The following is a 21,494-nucleotide window of genomic DNA, read 5'->3' as shown; positions in this document are numbered from 1 at the left end:
GTCACCACGCAGCCTCGATATCGAGGCGGAATGCCAGGCCGAGTGGGCGTGAAACCGCGGCCATTGGGCTACGGAATCGGCTGGCGACCGGCGATCGACGAGGTCGTCTCCAGCCTTCCCGGCCTTGATTTCATCGAGGTGATCGCCGAAGGAATCGATCCGCGCCGTGTTCCCGACGGGTTGATGGAGCTGCGCGCACACGGCGTGACGATCATCCCGCACGGGACGACCCTCAACCTGGGCGGGGCCGGACCCCCCGATCCGGGGCGGCTGGCGCACCTCGCGGCGGTCGCGCGGGCGCTCGATGCGCCCCTCGTCAGCGAGCACGTGGCCCTGTGCCGGTCCGGCGACCTGAACAGCGGGCATCTCCTCCCAGTGCCACTGACCCGGACATCGCTGATCGTGACGGCTGAGAACGCGCGCATCGCGCGGTCCGCCCTGCCGGTGCCACTCGCGGTCGAGAATGTCGCGCCCCTGTTCGGATGGCCGGACGACAAGATGTCCCAGGCGCGTTTCCTGGCCGAGCTCGTCGAGCGTGCCGACGTCGACCTTCTGCTGGACGTCGCGAACCTGCGCACCGCCTGGATCAACCTCGACCACGATCCGATCTCCGCGCTGCGGGACCTGCCGTTGGACCGAGTCGCCTACGTACACGTCGCCGGCGGCGAACTACGAGACGGGCTGTGGCATGACACCCACAACCGTCCGGTGCCGGATCCCACGTTGCGACTGCTCGCGGAACTGACGGCCCGCTGCGACCCGCCGGGAGTGCTCCTCGAGCGTGACCGTGACTATCCGCCCGCGGCGGAGATCGCCGACGAGCTGGCGCTGATCCGCAAGACCGTCGAGGAGGCGCGCGACTCCCGCCCGGCTACCGGACCGGGTGACTCGCGCGACCAGCGCGCCCGCGCGGATGGGCGCCGCCGTCTTCCGACGCGCCGACCTCTCAGCCGTCCCGTTCCGGACGCCGTACGGCAGCGCCTGGGGCATGCGCAGCATGATCTACTCGCCGCCTTGGTCGGGCACGGCCCGGTACCGGCCGGATTCGACGCCCATCGGCTCGCCGTCCAGACCCAGGCCCTGGCAGAGCGGAGAGCGAGGTTGGTCAGCCCGCTCCTGCCAGATGTCGCGGACGACCTTGACTCCGATGGGCAGGCGGATAGCTGAGTGCGGACCTGCTGCGCGTGCGGCGTCCTACCCGGTATGCCTATCCGAATGGTGTCGGTCATCCCTGGCCGCTGGGCCGATTCAGCCAGACGTCGAGGATGCGGGCGGCGGTTGCGGCGATGGTCTGGTCGGTGGTGTCGATGACCGTCGCGCCCATCGGGTCACCCCGGGCGATCATGCGTGCAACCCAGTGACCACGATCTGTGCAACCTGTGGTGTGCTGCCCGGCGTTCCGATCCAGGTCAGGCGCTGTGATCGTGAGAGCGGGTGACGGGAATCGAACCCGCGTTGCAAGCTTGGGAAGCTCGTGTTCTGCCTCTGAACTACACCCGCGTGGTGCTGCCTTCGCATCCTAGCGGATCGCTCGGGTGGGGTGGGGGAGACATCGTCCGGCGCTGGAGCGCCTAGGCCAGCTGGGCAGATCGTCGAGGGCGGCGTCAGCTCGGGGCTCAGCCGGGGATGACGAGGCGGGCGAGGGTTCGGGGGGCGACCAGGGTGTAGGAGATGCGGATCCATTCCTCGACCTGGTCCCAGCGGTCCTCGGCCTCGTCGGAGGTGAGGGTGAGCGCGACCCAGCCGTGGCGGCCCAGGCCGTAGCCGGCGGGCTTGGCGGCCGGGTCGGAGGCGCATACGGCCGCGGCCTCGTCCTTGGGCAGCTTGACCGTGATGCCGGCGCCTTCGGGGTGGGCGAACACGAAGGTCTTGCCGCGGACGCGGAAGGTCGGCTCGCCGTCCCAGGCCTCGACGTCGACCCGCTGCGCCTCGGGCAGCGCCAGCGCGATGGATTCGAGYCGCCGCAGGTTCGGGTGGTCCCGTTGGCCATCCATGCCCTTAAGCGTCGCATGGAGATCCGACATGTCATGCGCGGCTCTCAGGCTCGGACCGAACCGAGGATGTCGAGTCGATGCCTGGGCCGATGGACCTGGACTGACACAGGACCTGGCCCAGACCAGGGACGGGGCGGTCGTCGGGACCCGGGAACACGCCGCCATGCCGCTGGTCTGGGCCGCGGTCCGTCACAAGGTGAGCTCGATCGTGCCGTCGGCGGCGAGCCGGACCGGGTAACAGCCGATCGGCGGTGCCCCCGAGGAGGACTCGCCGGTGGCCAGGTTGAAGACGTGGGAGTGCAACGGGCAGATGACGACGCCCGCGTCGGCCTGGCCGTCGGCGAGCGGCCCGCCCGCGTGCGGGCAGACCGCGTCGACGGCCCGCAGGATGTCGCCGCGTAGCCGGAAGACGGCGATCTGCGCGTCGCCGACGGCGTACGCCCGCGCCTCGCCGATCGGAATCTCGTTGAGGAGGCCGAGCCGGTGCACGGCGCCGGTTCCCGTCGCCGCCAGCTGGGCTGATTTCGCCTCGGTTCCGACCGGACCGCCCTTGTCCGGGCCGGATCCGGCGGCGTCGGCAGGAATGGCGGTCATGGCGACGGCGCTCTGCGCGCTCATCGGACCGGGACCTGGGGCAGGGCGACGAGCGGCAGGGAGGTGAGGAACTGGCCGGAGGTGGCCGGCTTCTCGCGCTCCAGCCAGGGGTCGACGTAGGCGTCGATCGACTCCTGGATGCGGGCGTCCAGATCCGCGGCGATGCCCTCCGCGTCGTCCACGATGACGGCCCGGATCTTCTCGATGCCGATTCTCGGGACGAACGTGTACGTCCGCTCCAGCCATTTCGCGTTCTCGCGGTAGTACTGCAGGAAGCGGCCCGTCAGCGTCATGACCTCCTCGGGGCTGCCGACGGTGGCCAGCAGGTCGCCCTTGCGGACGTGCGCGCCGCCCGCTCCGCCGATGTAGATCTCCCAACGACCACCGTCGATCGCGACGACGCCGACGTCCTTGATCAGGCCCTCGGCGCAGTTGCGCGGGCAGCCGTTGACCGCCAGCTTGAGCTTCCCGGGGCTTTCCAGGCCGTGATAACGCTGCTCGATCGCGACACCGAGGGCGGTCGAGTCGCCGACCCCGAAGCGGCAGAAGTCCTTGCCGACGCAGGTCTTCACCGTGCGGAAGCTCTTGCCGTACGCGTGGCCGCTCGGCATGTCCAGATCGGCCCAGACCTTCGGCAGGTCCTCCTTGCGCACGCCCAGCAGGTCGATGCGCTGGCCGCCGGTGATCTTCACCATCGGGACGTCGTACTTCTCGGCGACGTCGGCGATCCGGCGCAGCTCGTCCGGGCTGGTGACGCCGCCGGCGATCATCGGGACGACCGAGAAGGTGCCGTCCTTCTGGATGTTGGCGTGGACACGGTCGTTGATGAACCGGCCGTCGCGTTCGTCGATGAAGTCGTTGCCCCAGACGATGCGCAGCAGCGACGTCAACGCCATCTTGCTGGCCGCGTCCTCCTTGCCCTCGGGCGCCAGGGCGGCGAAGACCGCGGACACCGACCGCAGGTTCCGCTCACGCACGGCCGCCATCAGCGCCGGCTTGTCCAGCGGAACACCGGGGACGTACCAGTTCGCCGAGAGGTCCTCCTCCACCTCTCCGTCGGCCGCCCACTCGACGATCTCCTTGACGAGCAGCTTGCACGAGCCGCAGCCCTTGCCGGCGCGGGTCGCGTTCATGACGCCGGGGACGGTCTTCATCCCGCCCTTGACGCAGGCGACGATCTTCCCCTTGCTCACGCCGTTGCAGTTGCAGACCTGGGCGTCGTCGGCCATCTCCGCCGCCCCGACCTCGGCCGCGGGCAGGCCGATGTCGAACAGCAGCTGGAGCCGCTCGTCCGGCAGTGGCAGGCCGTTGTCGAACGCCTGGATGAGCGAGGCCGACTTGGCCGTGTCGCCGAGCAGGGTGGCGCCGACGAGCTTTCCGTCGCGAATGATGACGCTCTTGTAGACGCCCCGGCGCGGCTCGACGAACCGGACCACCTCGTCGTCGGGGTGCTCCGCGTCCTTGAGGCCCATCGCGGCGACGGCCACACCGGCGACCTTGAGCTTCGTGGCGGTCTTCGAGCCGTGGTAGGCGGCGTCCGGGTCGGCGCCGGTGATGTGCTCGGCGAGTACCGTCGCCTGCTCCCACAGCGGCGCGACCAGGCCGTAGACCTGGCCACGGTGCTGCGCGCACTCGCCGACCACGTAGATGTCGGGATCGTCGACCGAGCGCAGCTGGTCGTCGGTGACGATGCCGCGCTCGACGGTCAGCCCGCCGCGCAGCCCGATCTCGACGTTGGGCCGGATCCCGGCCGCCACCACGATCATGTCGACGTCGAGCCGTGCCCCGTCGGTGAACTCCAGCCCGATCGCCCTGCCAAGGCCGGCGTTCTCGCCCGTGCTCTCGCCCGTACCCCCGCCGGCCTCGCCACTGGTCTGATCGTCGGTTTCGCGGCCGGTCTCGTCGTCGGCGAGCAGGATCCGCGCGGTGCGCGCTCCCGGATGCACGGTGATCCCGAGCTCCTCGACGCCGCGCCGCAGGATGGCACCAGCCTCGGCGCACAGCTGCTGGTTCATCAGCGTCGGTGCGGCATCGATGATGTGCACCTCGAGCCCGTAGGTCTGCAGGCCGCGGGCGGCCTCCAGACCGAGCAGACCGCCGCCGATGACGGCCGCGGTCCGCCGCCCCTCGGCGAATCCGATCATGGCGCGGCAGTCGTCGATCGTGCGGAACGCGAAGACACCGCCCGGAAGCCGGCCATCGGGTCCGGCGAGGCCCTTGATGGGCGGGATGAACGAGCGGCTGCCGGTGGCGATGATCAGTTTGTCGTAGGGGGCGACGGTGCCGTCCTCGACCGTGACGACGCGGGCGTACCGGTCGAGCCCGGTGACCCGGACGCCGGCGCGCAGGCGGATGCCGTTGTCCGAGTACCACTCCGGCGTGTTGAGGAAGATCTCGTCCTCGGTGTCGGCGCCGGCCAGCACGTTGGACAGCAGGATCCGGTTGTAGTTGCCGTACGGCTCGTCGCCGAACACGGTGATGTCGAACAGGTCGCCGCCATGCCGGGCGAGGATCTCCTCGACGGCGCGTATGCCGGCCATGCCGTTGCCGACGACGACGAGGCGCTCGCGCCCGCCGGCGGGCGTTCGGCCATGGGCCCGCTGCGCCGGAACGACGTCGGCGGAGGTGGGCACGGTGGAGGCGGCAGACGCGGTGGCGTTGGCGGCGTTGGATGTGCCTGGGGCGTTCTCGGTGATGGTCATGGTCGCACCCGCTCAGAACTCGATCAGGCCGAGATCGATGACCACGGTGCCCTCGATGCCCTCCGGGGCGGCGAGATGCAGCTCGATGCGGGTGTCGCCGAGCAGGTCCTCGACCACCCGCAGCGGGACGTGCACATCGGCACGGGCGCCGATCGGGAAGTAGCGCATCGGCGCGCCGTCCCGGACGAGCAGCACGTAGACCAGCTCGTCCGAGGCGTTGCCGCCGCGGAAGTACACCGGCTGCGCGGTCGCTCCGGGCGGGACCGTGTAGGTCAGCGACGGGTCGAGGAATGCCGGCTTGGTCAGCCCCTGCCCCTCGAACGAGAAGACGCCCTGCAAGAAGCGGGGTGTGCTGTGCATGCGACGGTCCTTCCGGTGTGACACGGGCGCGGTGTCCTGTGCGCTGTCGGAGCCAGTCCGGGCGGAGCCGGTGCCCGGGAACGTGCGGACGGAGGCCGGGGCGGTCGCCACCGGCCCGGCGAGGTCGGCAAGGTCGGCAAGGTCGGCGAGACCGGCTGAGGGGGCGCCACCGGCACCGCCGCCGCCGGCGACGTTGGTGCCTGCGGTGCCGGTGTTGGCGGCGGTGGATGGCGACGTGGTGCGTGGGCGGGACCATTCGGTGGCCACCGGGACGGTTGCCTCGGTCGGCAGGGCGGCGCCTCCGTCGGGAAGGTGATCGATCCGGCGCAGCGCCACCGCGCACGCCTTGAACTCGGGCATCCGCGAGGTTGGGTCGAGTGCTGGATTGGTCAGCAGGTTGACGGTCGAGTAGCCGCCCCAGTGGAACGGCGCGAACAACGTGTCCTGGCGGATGGTGTCGGTCACGCGGGCCCGGAACACCGCCCGTCCGCGACGGGAGCTCAGTTCGACCAGATCCCCTGCGGTGATCTCATACTTGGTCGCCAGAACCGGGTGCAGCTCGACAACCGGGTCGGGATCGTCGGCGACGAGCGCCCGGACCCGCCGGGTCTGCGTTCCCGACTGGTACTGGCGCATCGTGCGGCCGGTAGTCAGGTAGTAGGGGTAGTCACGGTCGGGCGTCTCCGCCGCGCCCCGGTGATGTACCGCGACGAACCGCGCCCGCCCGTCCGGCGTGGCGAAACGTTCGGCGAACAGCCGCGGYGTGCCCGGGTGAACCGCCTCGCCGGCCTCGCCCAGCTCGCCGACGGCGTTCGCGCTGTCCTCGCCAGCGGCGGCGGGGGCCGGGCAGGGCCAGAAGACGCCCTTCTCGGCCTCGATCCGCTCGTAGCTGATGCCGGAGTAGTCGGCGAGCCCGCCGGCGCTCGCCCGCCGCAGTTCCTCGAACACCGCCCGCGGCTCGACGGGGAACGCCTCGGCGGAACGCCCGAGACGGATGGCGAGCTCGGAGATGACCTCCAGGTCGGTACGCACCCCGGGTGGCGGAGCGAGCGCCCGGCGGCGGCGCAGCACCCGGCCTTCGAGGTTGGTCATCGTGCCCTCCTCCTCCGCCCACTGCGCGACCGGCAGCACGACGTCGGCGAGGGCCGCCGTCTCGGAGAGGAAGAAGTCGGAGACGACCAAAAGGTCCAGGGCCGCGAGCCGGTCGGCGATCCGGTTCGCGTCCGGGCCGGACACGATCGGGTTGGAGCCGAGCACCCACATGGCCCGCACACCGCCTTCGGTGCCCAACGCGTCGAGCATCTCGAAGGCGGACACACCGGGCGGCGGCAGCTCGTCCGGCGAGACACCCCAGATCGCGGCGATGTGCGCGCGGTCGGCCGGGTCGGCGAGCTTGCGGTATCCGGGCAGCTGATCAGCCTTCTGCCCGTGCTCCCGGCCACCCTGGCCGTTGCCCTGGCCGGTGATCGTGCCGTAGCCGGAGAACGAGCGCCCGGGGAGGCCGAGCGCGAGCGCCAGGTTGATGAACGCCTGCGTGGTGTCGGTGCCGGACGCGTGCTGTTCGGCCCCGCGAGCGGTCAGCACCATGGCGCGTTCCGCCTCGGCGAGCAGCCGGACGGCCTCGCGCAGGTTCGTCTCGGGCACCCCGGTGATCCGCTCGACCCGGCCGGGCCAGTAGGCCGTGACCGCCCGGCGGACAGCGTCGAACCCGGTCGTGCGACTGGCGACGAAGTCGGTGTCCACCAGCCCGTCGCGGATCGCGATGTGCAGCAGGCCGGCGGCGAGCGCGAGGTCGGTGCCCGGGGTGGGCTGCAGGTGCAGGTGCGCTCCGCGGGCGGTCGGGGTCGCGCGCGGGTCGACGACGATATGCCGCGCGCCCTTCGCCCTGCCCGCGTCGAACCACTGCATGATCGGCGGCATCGTGTCGGCCGGGTTGCTTCCGACCAGCAGGACGACGTCGGCTTCGGCGATGTCGCTCACCGGGAACGGCAGCCCGCGGTCGATTCCGAACGCGCGATTGCCGGCCGCGGCGGCCGACGACATGCAGAAGCGGCCGTTGTAGTCGATGGATCGGCTGCGCAGCGCGACCCGGACGAACTTGCCGAGCGCGTACGCCTTCTCGTTGGTCAGTCCGCCGCCGCCGAACACGCCGACGCTGTCCCGGCCATACCGGCGCTGGCAGTCACGCCAGCTGGTGACGATCCGCTCCAGCGCCTCGTCCCAGGTCGCCGGCCGAAGCTCGCCGCGGGCGCCCCCGGCAGACCGGTCGCGCAGCAGCGGAGTGGTCAGCCTGTCGGGGTGGTCAAGCAGCCCGGCGGCCGTCCAGCCCTTGGAGCACAGGCCTCCGCGGTTCGTCGGGAAGTCGTCCTGGGGGATGAGGTCGACCACGCCCGGCCGTGGGCGTAGCTCGATGCCGCACTGCAGCGCGCAGTACGGGCAGTGTGACGGCGTGAAGGCGCGGCTCGCCGTCGCGACGGTGTCGCCTGTGCCGGAAGCGGCAGCCCCGGCGGTGGCGGCAGCCGCGGCCTGGGCTTGGTCGGGGGACACAAGCCCATCCTGGGATCTTCGTGTTTCGCCAGGCGCCTCTTGACGCATTCAGTCGGTTACTAGGTACTCACCCCGAGAAACGCCACTCTGTGAGGTCTGAGCGTGGGCGACGTGCGGATCGTCTCGTATCGTTCGGGCGCGATGGCAGTCGGGCAGGCAACCGGGTACGGACGGGCCGGACGGTACAGGGGGGCCGGACCAACCGGAGAAGCCGCCTCGCGGTCAGGGCTAGGGTGAGACCGTGACGACCGAGAGCCAGAGTGCTCCCGCCATCGACGCCTCCGCCGGCGCGGCCGGACAGGCCGACGCCRTCGTGCCCGACGACAAGGACTGGACCTGGGTCCTGGAGCGGGCCTGCCCGGAGTGTGGGTTCGACGCGGCGACCTTCCCGGCCACCGACGTCTCCGGCCTCGTGCTGCGCGTCGCCTCTGCCTGGCTGGCGGTGCTCGCGGACAAGCCGGACGACGAGGTGCGGGGCCGGCCGTCACCTGAGCGCTGGTCGACGCTGGAGTACGCCTGCCATGTGCGCGATGTCCTGCGCCTTTACGACGAGCGGCTCCAGTTGATGCTCACGCGGGACAACCCGCTGTATCCGAACTGGGACCAGGACGACACCGCCGTGGCCGACCGCTACGGCGAGCAGGACCCGGCCCGGGTCGCCGGCGACCTCGCGGGCGCGGCAGCCAAGATCGCCGCCCGGTTCGCGACCGTCTCCGGTGCCCAGTGGCAACGGACCGGTAGGCGTTCCGACGGCGCCAGCTTCACCATCGACACCTTCGCCCGCTACTTTGCGCATGATCCGGTGCATCACCTGTACGACGTGACCGGGCTGCCTCTGGGCGGCGTCGGTCCAGCCGAGGACGTCGCTCCCGCCAAGGACTGAGCCGCCGGCTGACGCGGCCGACGGCTGGTGTGGGGCAACGGCCGTTGTGGGTAACGGCTGCTGTGAGGTAACGGCTGCCGTGGGGTAGCCGGCACGGACGCCGGCTACCCCACCCCCGCGGTCAGGTCGCTGGTTCGGTCAGGTCGCCGGTTCGGCGGCGCGGGCCGGGGCGGCCGAACCGAGGTCCGTGGCGGACAGGCGGCGGTAGAGGGGGCAGGTCTCCCGCAGCTCCTCGTGGGTGCCGGTCGCCAGCACCCGGCCCTCGTCGAGCACGATGATCCGGTCCGCGGCCCGCACGGTGGACATCCGGTGCGCGATCACCAGCAGGGCGTGCCGCGTGGCGATGTCATGCATGACCTGGGTCAGGGCGCGCTCGTTGACGCTGTCCATCTGCGACGTCGGCTCGTCGAGCAGCAGCACCGCCGGCCGCGCGAGCATCGCCCGCGCGATCGCCACCCGCTGGCGTTCCCCACCGGACAGCAGCACCCCGTGATCGCCCACGTCGGTCCACACGCCGTGTGACATCCGCGTGACCAGGTCGCCCAGACGCGCGGTCTCGACGGCTTCGTCGATCTCGGCCTCGGTGGCGTCCGGGGCGGCATAGGTGATGTTGTCGCGCAGCGAGCCCTGCAACACCGGCGCGTTCTGCTCGACGAGGTTCACCCAGCCGCGCGCCGCGTCCCGCGACATCGCCCGCACGTCGACGCCGCGCAACAGGATCTCGCCGCGGTCGGCGTCGTAGAACCGTTCCAGCAGCTCGAACGTCGTCGACTTGCCCGCGCCGGACGGCCCGACCAGCGCGACGTGTCCGCGCGACGGGATCGTGAATGAGACATCGCGCAGCACTGGCCGGTCCGGCGTGTAACCGAACCACACGTCGCGGAACTCGACGGCCGGCGCTTCGGCGTGGCCCTCCGCCTGCTCGGCGTCGGGTGTGCTCGCCGGCGTCTCCGGATCCGTGACCCGCGCCGTCGCGGGTGTCTCGACCGCCGGGATGACGCGGACCAGCGGCCTGGTCGCCTCGTCGGCAAGGCCGGCGTCGAGGTCGGCGCCGCGGTCGGTGTCGAGGGCGGTATCGAGGTCGGCCTCACACGGCAGGTCGAAGACGGCGTCGACGCGGTCCAGCGCGCCCATCCCGCGCTGCATGATCCCGGAGGCCTCGATCAGCTGCGAGAGCGGCACGACCAGGTAGGTCGCATAGAGCAGGAACGCGACCAGCGAGCCCAACGACGTCACGCCGTGCGCGACGAGCACGCCGCCGACCAGCAGGACGACGAGCACCGATCCCTGCACGGCCAGCTCCATCGCCGGCGCGATGACGGAGTTCAGCCGCGCCATTCGCACCCCGAGCCGGTAGGCGTCGCGCGCGTGCACGGCGATCCGCTCGGCCTCGCGCTCCTCGGCACGGCTCGCCCGGACGGTGCGGATCGCGGACAGCGAGCGTTCCAGGTCGGCGGTCATCCGCCCGACGCTCGCMTGGCCCTCCTCCGAGGTTCCCCGGATCCGGCGCAGGGCCGACAGCACGCCGACGCTCGCGACCAGCACGGCGACGACGACCAGCAGGAAGAGCCGGACGTCGATGTAGATCATCAGCGCGATCGCGCCGGCGGCGCCGATCAGGCTGGTCAGGAACGCGGCGAAGCTGTAGGCGACGGCCTCTCGGACGACCACCGTGTCGGTGTTCGCCCGGGAGATGAGATCGCCCATCCTTCGCTCGTCGTAGACGCTGACCCGCAGCCGCAGCAGGTGGCCGACCAGCCGGGTGCGCAGGCCGAGGATGATGCCCTGGCCGGTGCGCTCCAGCAGGTAGTGGCCAAGCGTGTCGACGAAGGCCTGGCCGACGAACAGCCCCAGCAGGGTGCACAGCAACCAGGCGGAGATCCCGCCGTGCTGGGCGCCGTCGATCACCCGCTTGACCAGCAGCGGCTGGACGACCCCGAACAGCGTGCCGAGGGCGGTGAGGGCGACGCCGATCATGACGGTCCGGCTGTGCCCGCGCATCAGCTGCCACAGCCGCCCGAGCCCGAGGCCGCCCGGCCGCCGGCCGCCGGTACCGGGCGGCGGCGGTCCTGGCGGTCCCAGCGGTCCTGGCGGTCCCAGCGATCCTGGCGGCCCGAGCGGTCCCGCGGGCCCCAGTGGTCCTGGAGGCCCCAGCGGCCCCGGGGGTCTCGGGGGTCTCGGTGAGCCCTGCGGTCCAGGCGGTCCAAACAGGTCCGGCGATCCTGGCGGTCCCGGCGGCTCGGGCGTGCCGCCCGGTCGAGGCCGCCCCCACACCATGCCGGTCATCGCGTGGCCGCCGGGAGGTCGCCGGCGGACGGTCCCGCCGCTGATCCGGTCGGTGTCGCCGGCGCGTCCGTAGCCGGCCTGGCCGTGCTCGCGGTGGGAACGGCGGCCGGCGAGGCCGGCCTGCTGGTCACCGTCGTCACCCTGGCCGCCGACCGCGCCGTTCGGCGCGGCTCCACCGCCAGCAGTGGGCGGAAGTAGCCCGCGGGCTCGTCCTCGCCCACCATCAGCCCGTCCGCCTCGACCCAGGCATGCGCGGCGAACGGCGCGATGGTGCGCACGCCCACGCACCACGTTGGCCACGTGCCTGACATCCGGCACAGCAGCGCCGTCGCCACCGACCGGGGGACGCAGCCGCGGGACCCGCGACAGACCAGGCTGACGGTGGTCACGTCGTCCCTGGCCATCTGAGCTCGGCGCCGGCTGGCCGCCTCGGCGCCGTGGCTCGCCGCGGAGAGGAAGGCGCGGATCCTGGCCGGCGGCTGGGTGGCGAGTGCCCGGGCGGCCGCGACCGCGAGGTGCGCGCGCAGGCGGCGAGGCAGCGGTGGCGGTGGCGGCGGTCGTCGGCGCGCTGACATCGGTATCGACATCGGTGTCGGCATCGGCACTGTCATCGACCTCCCTCGCGGCGGTCGTCGCGCCGGTCGATCGGCCGCCGGTCGTCCAGCTGCTGGTTGCCCCGCGGGCCGCCGTTTCGTCTGCTGTGCCGGCCGGCTGGGGCCTCGCCTGGACGACGGCGGAACGGCAGTCGGACCCCTCGTGGGGCGCTGGCCCGCCGGCTGGCCCGTCGAACGGCCTCCTGGCCGGTGACCGGCTCGGCAGCCGACGCGGAGTCGGTCAGCAGGCCCGCCGAGCACAGTTGCTCGACCAGCCGGTCGACGTCGGCGCGTGCTGTGTCCGGCTCGACGTCGAAGTGGTCGAGCAGGGCACGCGTGGCGCTCGGCCGGTCTCCGCCGTCGAGCAGCACGCGCAGGATGAGAGTGGCCGTAGGGTTCAGCGTCCAGTACCGGCCGGAACGCTGATCCAACAGCGCCGTCCCGTAGTCGGTGTCGGTCGAGACGACCGACCGGCTCAACGTCAACATGTCCACTCCAGCGCTCCTTCCCCACCGATGGGCAGTCCGACGGCTACGGGATGTCCCAGGCGCGTAACCAGACCTCGGCGGCGGCGGTCTGCTGCAGCGCCAGGTGCGGCAGGTCGGGCGCCGGGGTGTATCGGCAGGCCCGCAGCAGCGCCTCCTCGTCCACGAGCCCGAGCGCGGCCAGCCGCGACCCGGTGAACAGGGCGCGCAGGGCGTCCTGGTTGGTGCGCAGCCCCGCCTCCTCCTCGACCGAGCCTTCCGCCTTCGTCTGCCGCCGCAGACAGTCCGCCGGCACGTGGAAGCGCATCGCCGCCTTCAGGAGCGGCTTGTACTCCCAGGGCGTGCATCGTTCGGCCGTCCGCACGGCGAGCGCCGCCTCGACCACCCGGTCGTCGTAGAACGGTGTGGTCAGCGGTGGTCCGGTAGGGGCGGCGAGCTGCGCGAAGCCACGTGCCACGGCCGCGCCGGCGCGGATCGCGAACAGATCGGCGTGCCTGTCCCGGGTGGGACCGAGCGGCTCGGCCTCCTCGACCGCTTCGGTGAGCGCGGCGCGCAGCAGCTCCACGGCCCTGGGGGTAAGCCAGGCCGGAATCCGCGGCGGAATCGACCAGTCGAGCTCGGCGACCGGCCGCGGCGACAGGCGCCGAAGACGCCGGCGGGGATGGGCGCGGGCGCGGCGGCGGTCCGGGCGGGACGCGGGGGCGAGCAGGTCGGCGAGCCAGGTCCGGTAGGAACGCGGGCGCAGCGTCCAGACGCTGGCGGCGAGTGGCCAGCGGCCCTGCGCGCGCAGGGCGCGCAGCCGCGCGTACGCGGCCAGTGGGTGGCCGAGAGCGAGGCCGGCCAGGCAGTTCGGCGATCCCTGCGCCACCTCGTCGCCGCCGAGGCCGCACAGGTGCAGCCTGGGTCGGTGGCGGCCGGCGAGGCGGAGCCCGGCGAGCAGCTTCGCGCGGTCGATCACCCCGATGAACGGGCGGTCGAGCGGCTCGCCGGCCAGGCCGATCCCGTCGTAGACCAGCGGGACGCGCTCGCGGGGGAGCAGCTCGAAGGCGCCTGGCGAGCCGTCGGCGGCGCCGGGCAACGCCGCGCGCGCGAGGGCGGCCCAGGCGGCGTCCTCGTCCGCCGGGTCACGTCCCACCCCGGTGTAGGGGACGACCGTCGCCGCCCCGGCGGCGGCGAGGAAACACAGGGCGGTGGAGTCCAGCCCGCCGGACAGGTCGGCGGTGACGGTGCCGCCAGCCGCCGTACGGAAACCCACGGCCTCGACCAGGGCACGGCGCAGCGCCGCCGCGCCCACGCGGCCGTCGAGCTCCGGTTTCGGCGCGTGCCACCAGCGCCGATGGGTCGCGGCCGGCCCGGCGGTGCCCGGCGGGTCGACGCGTAGCCAGTGGTCGGGCGGGACGGCGGTCAGGCCCAGCCACAGCGGCCGGTCGTCGAGCGGGTGCGGGGCGACCGGATCGACCAGGCAGAGCGCGAGCGCGGTGAGATCGAGATCAGGGCGATCCCCACTGAGGGCCATGACGACGTCCGCGCGGTCTCCCGCGACGACCGCGCCGTCGAGACGGCTGCCGTCGAGACGGTTTCCGCCGGGGCAGCCTGGGACGGGGGAGGCGCTCAGCCCGGCATGGAAGACGCGGCGCAGGCCGGAGGCCGTGCCCTGGACCCGGCCGTGGCCGTCGATCTCCGCGACCAGGTGAAAACTGCCGGGCAGCTCGTTCGCCAGCTGGTCGAGGTCGGCGACGTCCCTGACGCGCGCGAGCCGGTCCGCGAGCTCACCGGGGCCGATCGGAACGTCGCCGATCAGTGCGAGCCGCGACCGGCCGACGGCCGCGTGCACGATGCCAGCAGCGGTGCTGGCGGCGGCGCCGGTGCGAGCAGCGGTGACACTGCCGGCGCGGGTGCCAGCAGCGGTGCCGGTGCCGGTGGCCGCGGTGGCGCTGTCGGCCGTGGTGGTCGCGCTGGCGGCCCATCGGCCGATCAGCCAGGGTCGGCCGGAGCCACGTCGCACTGCCGCGACGGTGTCGTCCGCGGCCAGCACGGCGGCGCCGAGGGCGCCGCCGGCGGGCGTGTCCGGAAGGACGGCGAACCACGGCGCGCCCGGCGCGAGCACCCGAGGCGTCCGCGGCATCGCGCGGGTCAGAGTCGTCATCTGCTCGTCAGCCGATCCTTTCCGGGCCAGGTGCCTAGAGGGCCGGAGGCTGTTGTCCCCGGGTCGCTAACAGCTCGTACTCCTGTCCGTCCTCTTCTTCGCGTTCTTGGTGCCAACTCCTTCTTTCCCCTTAGTTCAACGGAGAGCTCGCGTGGCCCGCTGGAATCTTCCGTTCCATGGAGGAAGGGGCCTTCGGGCCCTGAGGACGAATCCTGGTTTCGGTGGAATCGGCGTGAAAAGAACTGGCGGGCCGGCCGCGATGGCCGGCCCGCCAGTTCGTGGCAGGTTCCGTGGTGTGTCAGGTGTCAGGTGTCAGGCGCCAGATGCCCGATGCCAGGGTTCAGGCGTCGATGGCGTCGACGAGGTCCGTCACCAGCCGCCTCCGCCTCCGCCGATGATGATCACACCGCCGCCTCCACCGCCGCCGGGGCCGCGGGGGTAGCCACCCCAGAAGCTGCGCCAAAGCCAGTCACGACCCCAGCCAAACCGGCCACCGGTCACCTCGGCGAACGAGCCGGCACCGTCCAGTTCGGGCATCTCGTAACGAGCCTTCATAGGGCAAAACTCCCATCGGTCGCTGTCGGGGCCCATCGGGCGCATGTCGTCCGGGCTGTACCCAGTGGTGTCCGGGCCGCGCCGGTGGCATGGCCGCGGTGGGCGGCCAAAGCCTGGTCGGTGCTTCGTCGACATGTTCGTGAGCCGTGAGCCGCTTGTTCGTGAGTCGCATATTCGGGGCCGCCGGGCGGGTTCACCGGAGCGGTGGGCCTGCGCCCGCTGGCTCGAAGGGCCGTTCGCCCGGGCCGTTCGCCAGAACGCCGGTCACTGAACCGGCGGCGACGGTCCGGCTCGGCGTGGGCGTCGATGCCCGCCGCGTCCGCCGCGCCCTGGCCCCGATGTCGGCGAGTGGGCTTTCCGCTCGCCTCTCCGGCAGCCCCGGGGCATCAGCGGCGCTCGCCGTGCCCTTCCTGCGCCCTTGCCTCCAGAATCTCTCGTGAGTTCCGCGTCCAGATCGCCACGTCGGCGGCCTAGCTAGGCACTGCCCAGCATCGGTTCAGCCCCGGTTCATCGCTCACCGTGGCGATCCGCGGCGGTGCCGCCTGGCCGGCGGCGGGCCGGCGTGGGCGGGCCGCGCGTCGGCGTGGGCGGGCCGCGGGCCGGACAGCTCCGTGGCGGCCGGCCCGCCGGTGCCGCGCAGGATGCGCTGGTGCAGGGCACGCAGGTCCTCGCCCGGCTCGATGCCGAGCCGCTCGGTGAGGGTCCGGTAGACCGCCTGGTAGGCGCGCAACGCCTCGGCCCGCCGGCCGTCCTGGTCGAGCGCGACCAGGAGCTGGCCCCACAGCCGCTCCCTGGTCGGGTGCTCGATGGTCAGCGCGCGCAGCGCCGGCAGCACCAGTCCGTGTTGGCCGAGCCGCAGGCGGGCGTCGGCCAGGTTCTCCCAGGCGTTCCAGCGCAGCTCCTCGAGCCGGGCGGTCTCGGCGACCGCGAGGTCGGCGGGCAGGTCGTCATACGGCCGGCCACGCCAGAGCTTCAGCGCCTGCTCGAGCAGCCGGACGGCCCGGGCCGGATCTCCTTCGGCGAGGGCATCGTCGCCAGCACGGGCCCCCGCGTCGAACAGGTCGACGTCCAGCTCGCCAGGTGCCAGCCGGATGGCGTACTCGCCGTCCCGGCTGGCTATGCGGCCGGGCCTGTGCGCCGCGGTCGGCGGATCGTGACCCGCCGACGTGCTCGCCGTCGGCGGCGGTGAGGGCAACGCATGGCGCAGCTCGGAGACGTACGTCTTGATGTTGCCGAGCGCGGAGCGTGGGGGGTCGTCCTCCCACAGCGCCACGCCGATCTGCTCGGTGCCCACCCAGGAGCCCGCGTGCAACAGGAGCAGGGACAACAGGCGACGTCTCTTGCGCTGGCCGATGAACACGGGCGTTCCGTCGGCCGCCGAGACCTCCAGCGGCCCCAGGGCGCCGAACCGGGCCACGTCCAGACCCACCTCCGCGCCGCCGTCATCGCGATGATCGCCGGCGATGACAGCGGCTGCGGTCGCGGCTGTATGCATCGACGCTGTCCCCCAACCCGCACCGATGATGGCGCGCACACGACTGGTCACGCACTGTGGCCATGTTGCGCTGTCTACCCGCTCCTATCTCCGCCAGACGGCCGCCTCGGCTCGAAACGACCATCCCCCGCAGAGGGTGACCAAGTGGTCCCGGTAACAGGGTGGGTGACACCGGACAGGTCCGGGCACATCGACTGCCAGGCGCCCGAGCCGTCAGAGGTTGCATGCTGGTGGGTGAGCGGCGGTTCGCTAGGCGGGCACCGCGCGGGGCGGGTCGCCGGTGGGCGGAGTTCGCCCCGCTCCGCCCCACTAGGCCCCGTTCCGCCCCGCGCCGTCAGGCGCCTCGGCGGGTGGTGACAGGTGGCGGCGGGCCATGACGGTAACGGCGGGTGGTGGAGGCAAGATGTGCCAGATGTTCGCGCTGACCAGCGGAGCGCAGCCGATCGAAGCAACGTTCTGGCTGCTCGACGCTCCGGACAGCGAGCGGGCGCGAACGTCGCGATCCCCTGACGGCGCCGGCATCGCGACGTTCGCGCCGGATGGCACCCCCCGCGTCATCAAACAACCGATCACCGAGCGCGCCGGCGCGGAGTTCGCCCACCAGCCGCGAACCGTCGTCTCGTCGACGTTCATCGCCCACGTGCGGCACGCGTCCACAGGACGCGCCAACCTGGCCAACACCCACCCTTTTCAGTACGGGAACCGGGTCTTCGCCCACAACGGGGTGATCGAGGACCTGGGCCGACTGGACGCTCACCTCGGCAACGACCGTGCGCTGGTCCAGGGCGACACCGACTCGGAGCGATACTTCGCGCTGATCAACCGGGAGATCGCGGCCGCGGACGGCGACGTCGGATCGGGCATCGTCGCCGCCGCCCGGTGGATCGCGGCGAACCTGCCGCTCTACTCGATCAACATGGTGATGGCCACCGCGGACGAGCTCTGGGCGCTGCGTTACCCGGACACGAACCGGCTCTACGCGCTGTGCCGTGAGCCGGGCGGTCGCCACCAGCGCCACCTCGACCACGCGAGCCCGTTCAGCGAGATCAGGGCCCGGTCCTTCGACCTGGCCGACCGGCCGGCGGTGGCGGTGGAAAGCGAGCGGATGGACGAGGACCCTTCCTGGCGCCTGATGGCGTCCGGCGAGCTGCTCCACGTCGCCCCCGACCTGACGGTCACCTCCCGGGTGGTCCTGGCGATCCCGCCGGCCCACCAGCTCTCCCTCGACGACCTGCGCCCCGAGGCCGCCTTGTCCCAGACCATCAACGTCTCGCCGGCCGACGTCGACGCCGACGTCGAGGTCGAGGTCGAGTCGGCGGCGACGGCATAGCGGATACCCGCCGCCGCCCCGCCCCGCCGCGCGTCGCCTGCCGCCCGCCGTCCCGTCGCCGCCCCGCCGCCGGTCCGAGCCTGCTCGGACCGGCCGTCGGCGCGCGCTCAGAAGTTTCTTCCGAGTTTCTCCTGTTTCGTCTCAACGTCCCCAGACGAATGGCGCGTTGATACGAGTGTGGCAACCGTGCCGCAGAGGAGGACGCAATGACGATGTCCGACCTACCGGGGCGACAGTCGGCCAACGGTCGAACCATCCGAACCGCTCGAACCCGCTGGAGAATGCGCCTGACCGGGCTTGTTCTGCTGATCGTCGGCGCCGTGGCCCTGGTTCCGATGGAGGGGGCGCTGGCAGCCGACAATGCATTCCAGCCGACACTCCCGGGAGCGGAGTCCGCAATCAGGGCGGCGTACGCGCAGGCGTTCACCGGTGGTGGGGACCAGGCGCACGCCCTCGCCGCGGTGGATGACGGCCCGGCGCTGGCCGGCACCCTGGCACTGGCGGCGCAGAACTTCCCGCAGGCTGTCGAGACCGCGCAGGTGACCGTCAGCAACGTCACCTTCAATAACCTGTTCAACGCGAAAGTGCGTTTCCACATCACCTACCAGGGTGGCGCCGACTTCGGCGAGCGGGACGGCACCGCCGTGTTCGTCAACCTCAAGTGGAAGGTCAGTCGGGAAACGTACTGCACCGTGATGGGCTGGGCCGGCGCCACCTGCCCGCCCAGGGCTGGACTTCCGCCGCTGAATCCGGCCGCGGCACAGAACGCCATCCGGCAGGCCTACGCGCAGGCGTTCACCGGCGGCCAGGACCCGGCGGTCGTGCTCGCGGCGATCGAGGGCGGCCAGGGGCTGGCCGGAACACTGGCACAGGCGGCCCAGAACTATCCCGACATCGTCGCCTCGTCCACGGTGACCACAAGCGACATCGTTTTCACCGATCCGTGGCATGCGTGGGTTCGCTACCACATCAGCTACCAGGGCGGCGGCCTCGGCAGCACCGGCACTGCGGTGATCTCCGACGGCCACTGGAAGGTCAGCCGGGCCACGTACTGCTCGGTGGCGAGCCTGCTGGGAGCTGTCTGCCCGGCTCCCTGATCCGGCTCCCTGATCTTCAGATGACTCCCGAGCGAAGCGCCGGTGGCGGCCCCTGGGTGCCGCCACCGGCGTCGGGAGGGCGGCTGGCGCGGCGGCGTGAACCGGAACGCGTACGGGACCGCGCCGAGGCCGGCGGACGAACCGGAACGCTGACTGGAATACTGGTGGACGACCAGCCGTCGGCCGCCGTGCCGACGGTGTCGCGGGACGAAGGCGGCCATGCCCGAGCTTGCTCGGCGCCGGTACCGTCGGACCGCCGGTCGGGAGGGCTCGCCTAGTGGCCGATGGCGGCGGTCTTGAAAACCGCTATGGGGGCAACCTCATCGTGGGTTCGAATCCCACGCCCTCCGCTCGTGACCTGCACGTTTGCGTTCTTGCGAGGCCGGCTCGGCGCCCTGAAGATCGTTGTGGGTGTCAGGTGGGCGTGGGAGTGTGCGTCGAACGCGGGATTGCGTTCGCCACGGCGAGGGTGGCGCGTCGCCCATCATCTGACCGACCACCATGACCTGAGCTGCGCGTACCGCCACCACCATCCCCCGTGGGTCGCCAGATAGGTCGACAACGGGGCAGGCCTGCGAACCGGGGGCAACGGTCTGGACGGCCAGCTCGCCGCCCACGCACACCGGACCGGCCTCGACCTGGTCGAGGTGTTCGTCGACCGCGACACGACCGCTAGCCAAAGCGACAGGCACGGCCTGGCCCTCACTGTCGACGCGATCACCCTTCACCCGAACGCGCTGCTCATGATCCCCGACCTGTCGCACCTGCCCACCGGGCCGGCCGCCGGGGTGCCGTCCGACGAGTGGCTCACCAGCGTGGTGCACGAGATCCGTACGGTGAGTCCCGCCCGCACCCACCCCTCGACCGGGGCGTCGTCCCCTTGAGGCCGAGCCGATGCTGTCAGTCCCGGCGGGCCGAGCCCGGCTGACCGCCGGGCGAGAGCCTGTTCAGGGTGACCAGCTACCGGCGGCCAGGCACCGGCCGCCGAAATCCACGGAGGCACCGCACACCGCCGCATCGTCGAGTTCCGCCGCCGGACATCACCGCCGCCTGATCGCCGTCTCATGGACGAGGGCAACCTTCAGCTGGAGTGTCCCGACCGGCCAGCGTCGCCCGATCGGTCGCGAGCTGGTCGGCCTCACCGCTGATGACCTCGCCGGCAGCAGGACGAACACGTCCTGGCCCGGCTAGCGACCCAGACCGCCGACCGTGCCCTCACCATCAGCAGCCTCCTTGAATCCTTGTGAGAAAGGCACTCACGCCCGCGGCGTGTCGGCGATGCTGGGCCAGGTGCCAATCCGGAAGGAACCCATGGACCTCGCGGAGCGTTACCAGGCCCTGATGCACGGCGCGACGCTGGTCGCCGAGTCCGCTGAGGACGCCTACCGGCTGGGTGCCTTGGACGGTTTCCTCAAGCCGTGGATCCGGAGCAGGTTCGACCGGCTCGCCGGGGTTTTCGCGAGCTGTGACACAAGCCGTGAGCTGGCCGCGGACAGCAGAGGAGTGGCCAGGGYGGCGGCCGATTACTCCGAGCTGCGTGAACAGCTGTTTTCCGACCTCCACCACGCCCGTCCGGAGCCGCCTTGGCGCGTCGTCGAACGGCGAGCGTTCGCGATCCGCGTCCAGTCCGTGGTGCTGCTACGACAGCCGACGTTCGTCCTGCGCGATCTCCACTCCGGCCAGGACGTTCCAGGCGCGGCGGCCTGGGAGTTCAGCGCACTCTCCAGACCGTCCGACCCGGCCGACACGGGGAAATCCTTCGTGGTCATGGTGTCGACAGGGGACCAGCGGTTCGGTGTTCCCGTCCAGGTGTCGAGGGAACTCGAGCGGGAACGCACCTGGTACCAGCAGCTGGAATACGGCTTCTACGCCCTCGGGATCACGCCCTCGCTACTCGCTCTCCAGGATCCGGACCGTCACCTCGGACGGCCGACCGGTGACGGGGACGATCTCTGACCGTTGCGGACAGCCAGCGGACTCGCGTCGACAGCCTCTCCAATAGGTTGGTGTCCCGCTGGTGCGCTGACCACTTACGTTTGCCGAGGCAAGACACAGTGATCGGTTGTCGCTTGCCGGGTGTCCAGGCCCATCTATTCCGGCACACATGGCGCTTGTGGCGAAGCCACAAGCGCTCAGGAATTCCCCTCCCGTCCGTTGCCGCGCAATCCGGCGACTACGGCGACCCGGACGGCGAAGGAAACTGCGCCGTGGAGGGAACGAAGATCGGAAAGGTCGGCGGGCGGCGCGCTCACCGGCAGTCGGACGCGCACCGCTTCCCGGCTGGACCTGGTGGCACGGGCAGGTCGACCCGCGCGGCTCCTGGCGGCAAGGCCGGCTGCTGACCGAGTGTGGGCCCACAGGACGCACATACCTTGCCAACCCTCCCGATCCTGGTGATAGCCGGGGCCAGTTCTAGAAGGTGAAACC

At 71.8% G+C, this 21,494-nt stretch carries 16 protein-coding genes and 2 tRNA genes; 7 read left to right on the top strand and 11 right to left on the bottom strand.

Going from position 1 to position 21,494, the window contains the following annotated elements; genetic code table 11:
* Window positions 1–48: 48 nt before the first annotated feature.
* Entirely contained in the window at window positions 49–1,167 is a 1,119-nt protein-coding gene (locus BCD49_RS06630) for a DUF692 domain-containing protein (protein ID WP_157845187.1), read from the top strand.
* 262 nt (window positions 1,168–1,429) lie between these two features.
* Here BCD49_RS06630 and BCD49_RS06625 read toward each other — a convergent pair.
* The 5 genes from BCD49_RS06625 to BCD49_RS06605 form a co-directional block, all read right to left on the bottom strand.
* Window positions 1,430–1,500, bottom strand: a tRNA-Gly gene (locus BCD49_RS06625).
* A 116-nt stretch (window positions 1,501–1,616) separates the two neighbouring features.
* Window positions 1,617–2,024, bottom strand: a complete 408-nt coding sequence (locus BCD49_RS06620; protein WP_007511000.1) for an MmcQ/YjbR family DNA-binding protein — start codon at window positions 2,022–2,024, stop codon at window positions 1,617–1,619.
* A gap of 159 nt (window positions 2,025–2,183) precedes the next feature.
* Window positions 2,184–2,612 (bottom strand): Rieske (2Fe-2S) protein, encoded by a 429-nt coding sequence (locus tag BCD49_RS06615; protein ID WP_007510998.1) that lies wholly within the window; start codon window positions 2,610–2,612, stop codon window positions 2,184–2,186.
* Window positions 2,609–5,128 carry an FAD-dependent oxidoreductase gene (locus BCD49_RS06610; RefSeq protein ID WP_027140350.1) on the bottom strand — a complete coding sequence of 840 codons (2,520 nt, stop codon included), beginning with the start codon at window positions 5,126–5,128 and terminating at the stop codon, window positions 2,609–2,611. Before BCD49_RS06610 ends, BCD49_RS06615 begins: the two co-directional genes overlap by 4 nt.
* Window positions 5,129–5,302: 174 nt before the next feature.
* Window positions 5,303–8,197: a molybdopterin oxidoreductase family protein gene (locus BCD49_RS06605; RefSeq protein WP_007510996.1), complete on the bottom strand. Its 2,895-nt coding sequence runs from the start codon at window positions 8,195–8,197 to the stop codon at window positions 5,303–5,305.
* Window positions 8,198–8,438: 241 nt separating this feature from the next.
* Between BCD49_RS06605 and BCD49_RS06600 the strand changes: the two genes are divergently transcribed.
* Window positions 8,439–9,080, top strand: a complete 642-nt coding sequence (locus BCD49_RS06600) for a DinB family protein (RefSeq protein WP_198939426.1) — start codon at window positions 8,439–8,441, stop codon at window positions 9,078–9,080.
* 138 nt (window positions 9,081–9,218) lie between these two features.
* On the opposite strand, the gene BCD49_RS06595 is transcribed toward BCD49_RS06600, so the two are convergent.
* From BCD49_RS06595 to BCD49_RS06570, 6 genes are all read right to left on the bottom strand, one after another.
* Complete coding sequence (locus BCD49_RS06595; RefSeq protein ID WP_241832272.1) at window positions 9,219–11,081, bottom strand: ABC transporter ATP-binding protein; 1,863 nt, start codon at window positions 11,079–11,081, stop codon at window positions 9,219–9,221.
* Between the two features lie 281 nt (window positions 11,082–11,362).
* Entirely contained in the window at window positions 11,363–11,977 is a 615-nt protein-coding gene (locus BCD49_RS06590) for a lasso peptide biosynthesis B2 protein (protein WP_007510993.1), read from the bottom strand.
* Complete coding sequence (locus BCD49_RS06585) at window positions 11,974–12,447, bottom strand: lasso peptide biosynthesis PqqD family chaperone (protein WP_083401336.1); 474 nt, start codon at window positions 12,445–12,447, stop codon at window positions 11,974–11,976. The genes BCD49_RS06590 and BCD49_RS06585 overlap by 4 nt, the downstream gene beginning before the upstream one ends.
* A gap of 43 nt (window positions 12,448–12,490) precedes the next feature.
* Window positions 12,491–14,590, bottom strand: coding sequence for an asparagine synthase-related protein (locus BCD49_RS06580; protein ID WP_007510991.1), 2,100 nt, complete (start codon window positions 14,588–14,590; stop codon window positions 12,491–12,493).
* A gap of 369 nt (window positions 14,591–14,959) precedes the next feature.
* Window positions 14,960–15,145 carry a lasso RiPP family leader peptide-containing protein gene (locus BCD49_RS06575; protein ID WP_007510990.1) on the bottom strand — a complete coding sequence of 62 codons (186 nt, stop codon included), beginning with the start codon at window positions 15,143–15,145 and terminating at the stop codon, window positions 14,960–14,962.
* Window positions 15,146–15,659: 514 nt separating this feature from the next.
* Window positions 15,660–16,640, bottom strand: a complete 981-nt coding sequence (locus BCD49_RS06570) for an AfsR/SARP family transcriptional regulator (RefSeq protein ID WP_007510989.1) — start codon at window positions 16,638–16,640, stop codon at window positions 15,660–15,662.
* Between the two features lie 403 nt (window positions 16,641–17,043).
* Here BCD49_RS06570 and BCD49_RS06565 point away from each other — a divergent pair, with 403 nt between their 5' ends.
* The 5 genes from BCD49_RS06565 to BCD49_RS06545 all read left to right on the top strand — a co-directional run bounded on the left by BCD49_RS06565 (window position 17,044) and on the right by BCD49_RS06545 (window position 21,023).
* Window positions 17,044–17,970 carry a class II glutamine amidotransferase gene (locus BCD49_RS06565; RefSeq protein ID WP_007510988.1) on the top strand — a complete coding sequence of 309 codons (927 nt, stop codon included), beginning with the start codon at window positions 17,044–17,046 and terminating at the stop codon, window positions 17,968–17,970.
* 281 nt (window positions 17,971–18,251) lie between these two features.
* The gene (locus BCD49_RS06560; protein WP_241832271.1) at window positions 18,252–19,067 is read left to right on the top strand and encodes a hypothetical protein; all 816 of its coding nucleotides are present in this window, start codon (window positions 18,252–18,254) and stop codon (window positions 19,065–19,067) included.
* 263 nt (window positions 19,068–19,330) lie between these two features.
* Window positions 19,331–19,417 (top strand) — tRNA-Ser (locus tag BCD49_RS06555).
* A gap of 297 nt (window positions 19,418–19,714) precedes the next feature.
* A complete protein-coding gene (locus BCD49_RS06550) occupies window positions 19,715–19,951 on the top strand; it encodes a hypothetical protein (protein ID WP_007510984.1) in 237 nt (78 codons plus the stop codon).
* A 427-nt stretch (window positions 19,952–20,378) separates the two neighbouring features.
* Entirely contained in the window at window positions 20,379–21,023 is a 645-nt protein-coding gene (locus tag BCD49_RS06545) for a hypothetical protein (RefSeq protein WP_071041277.1), read from the top strand.
* Window positions 21,024–21,494: the final 471 nt, after the last annotated feature.

It is taken from the genome of Pseudofrankia sp. EUN1h (genome assembly GCF_001854645.1).
Lineage (GTDB): Bacteria > Actinomycetota > Actinomycetes > Frankiales > Frankiaceae > Pseudofrankia > Pseudofrankia saprophytica.
Note: the sequence above shows the minus strand (reverse complement) of the source record. Positions and strands in the feature narration are given on the sequence as shown.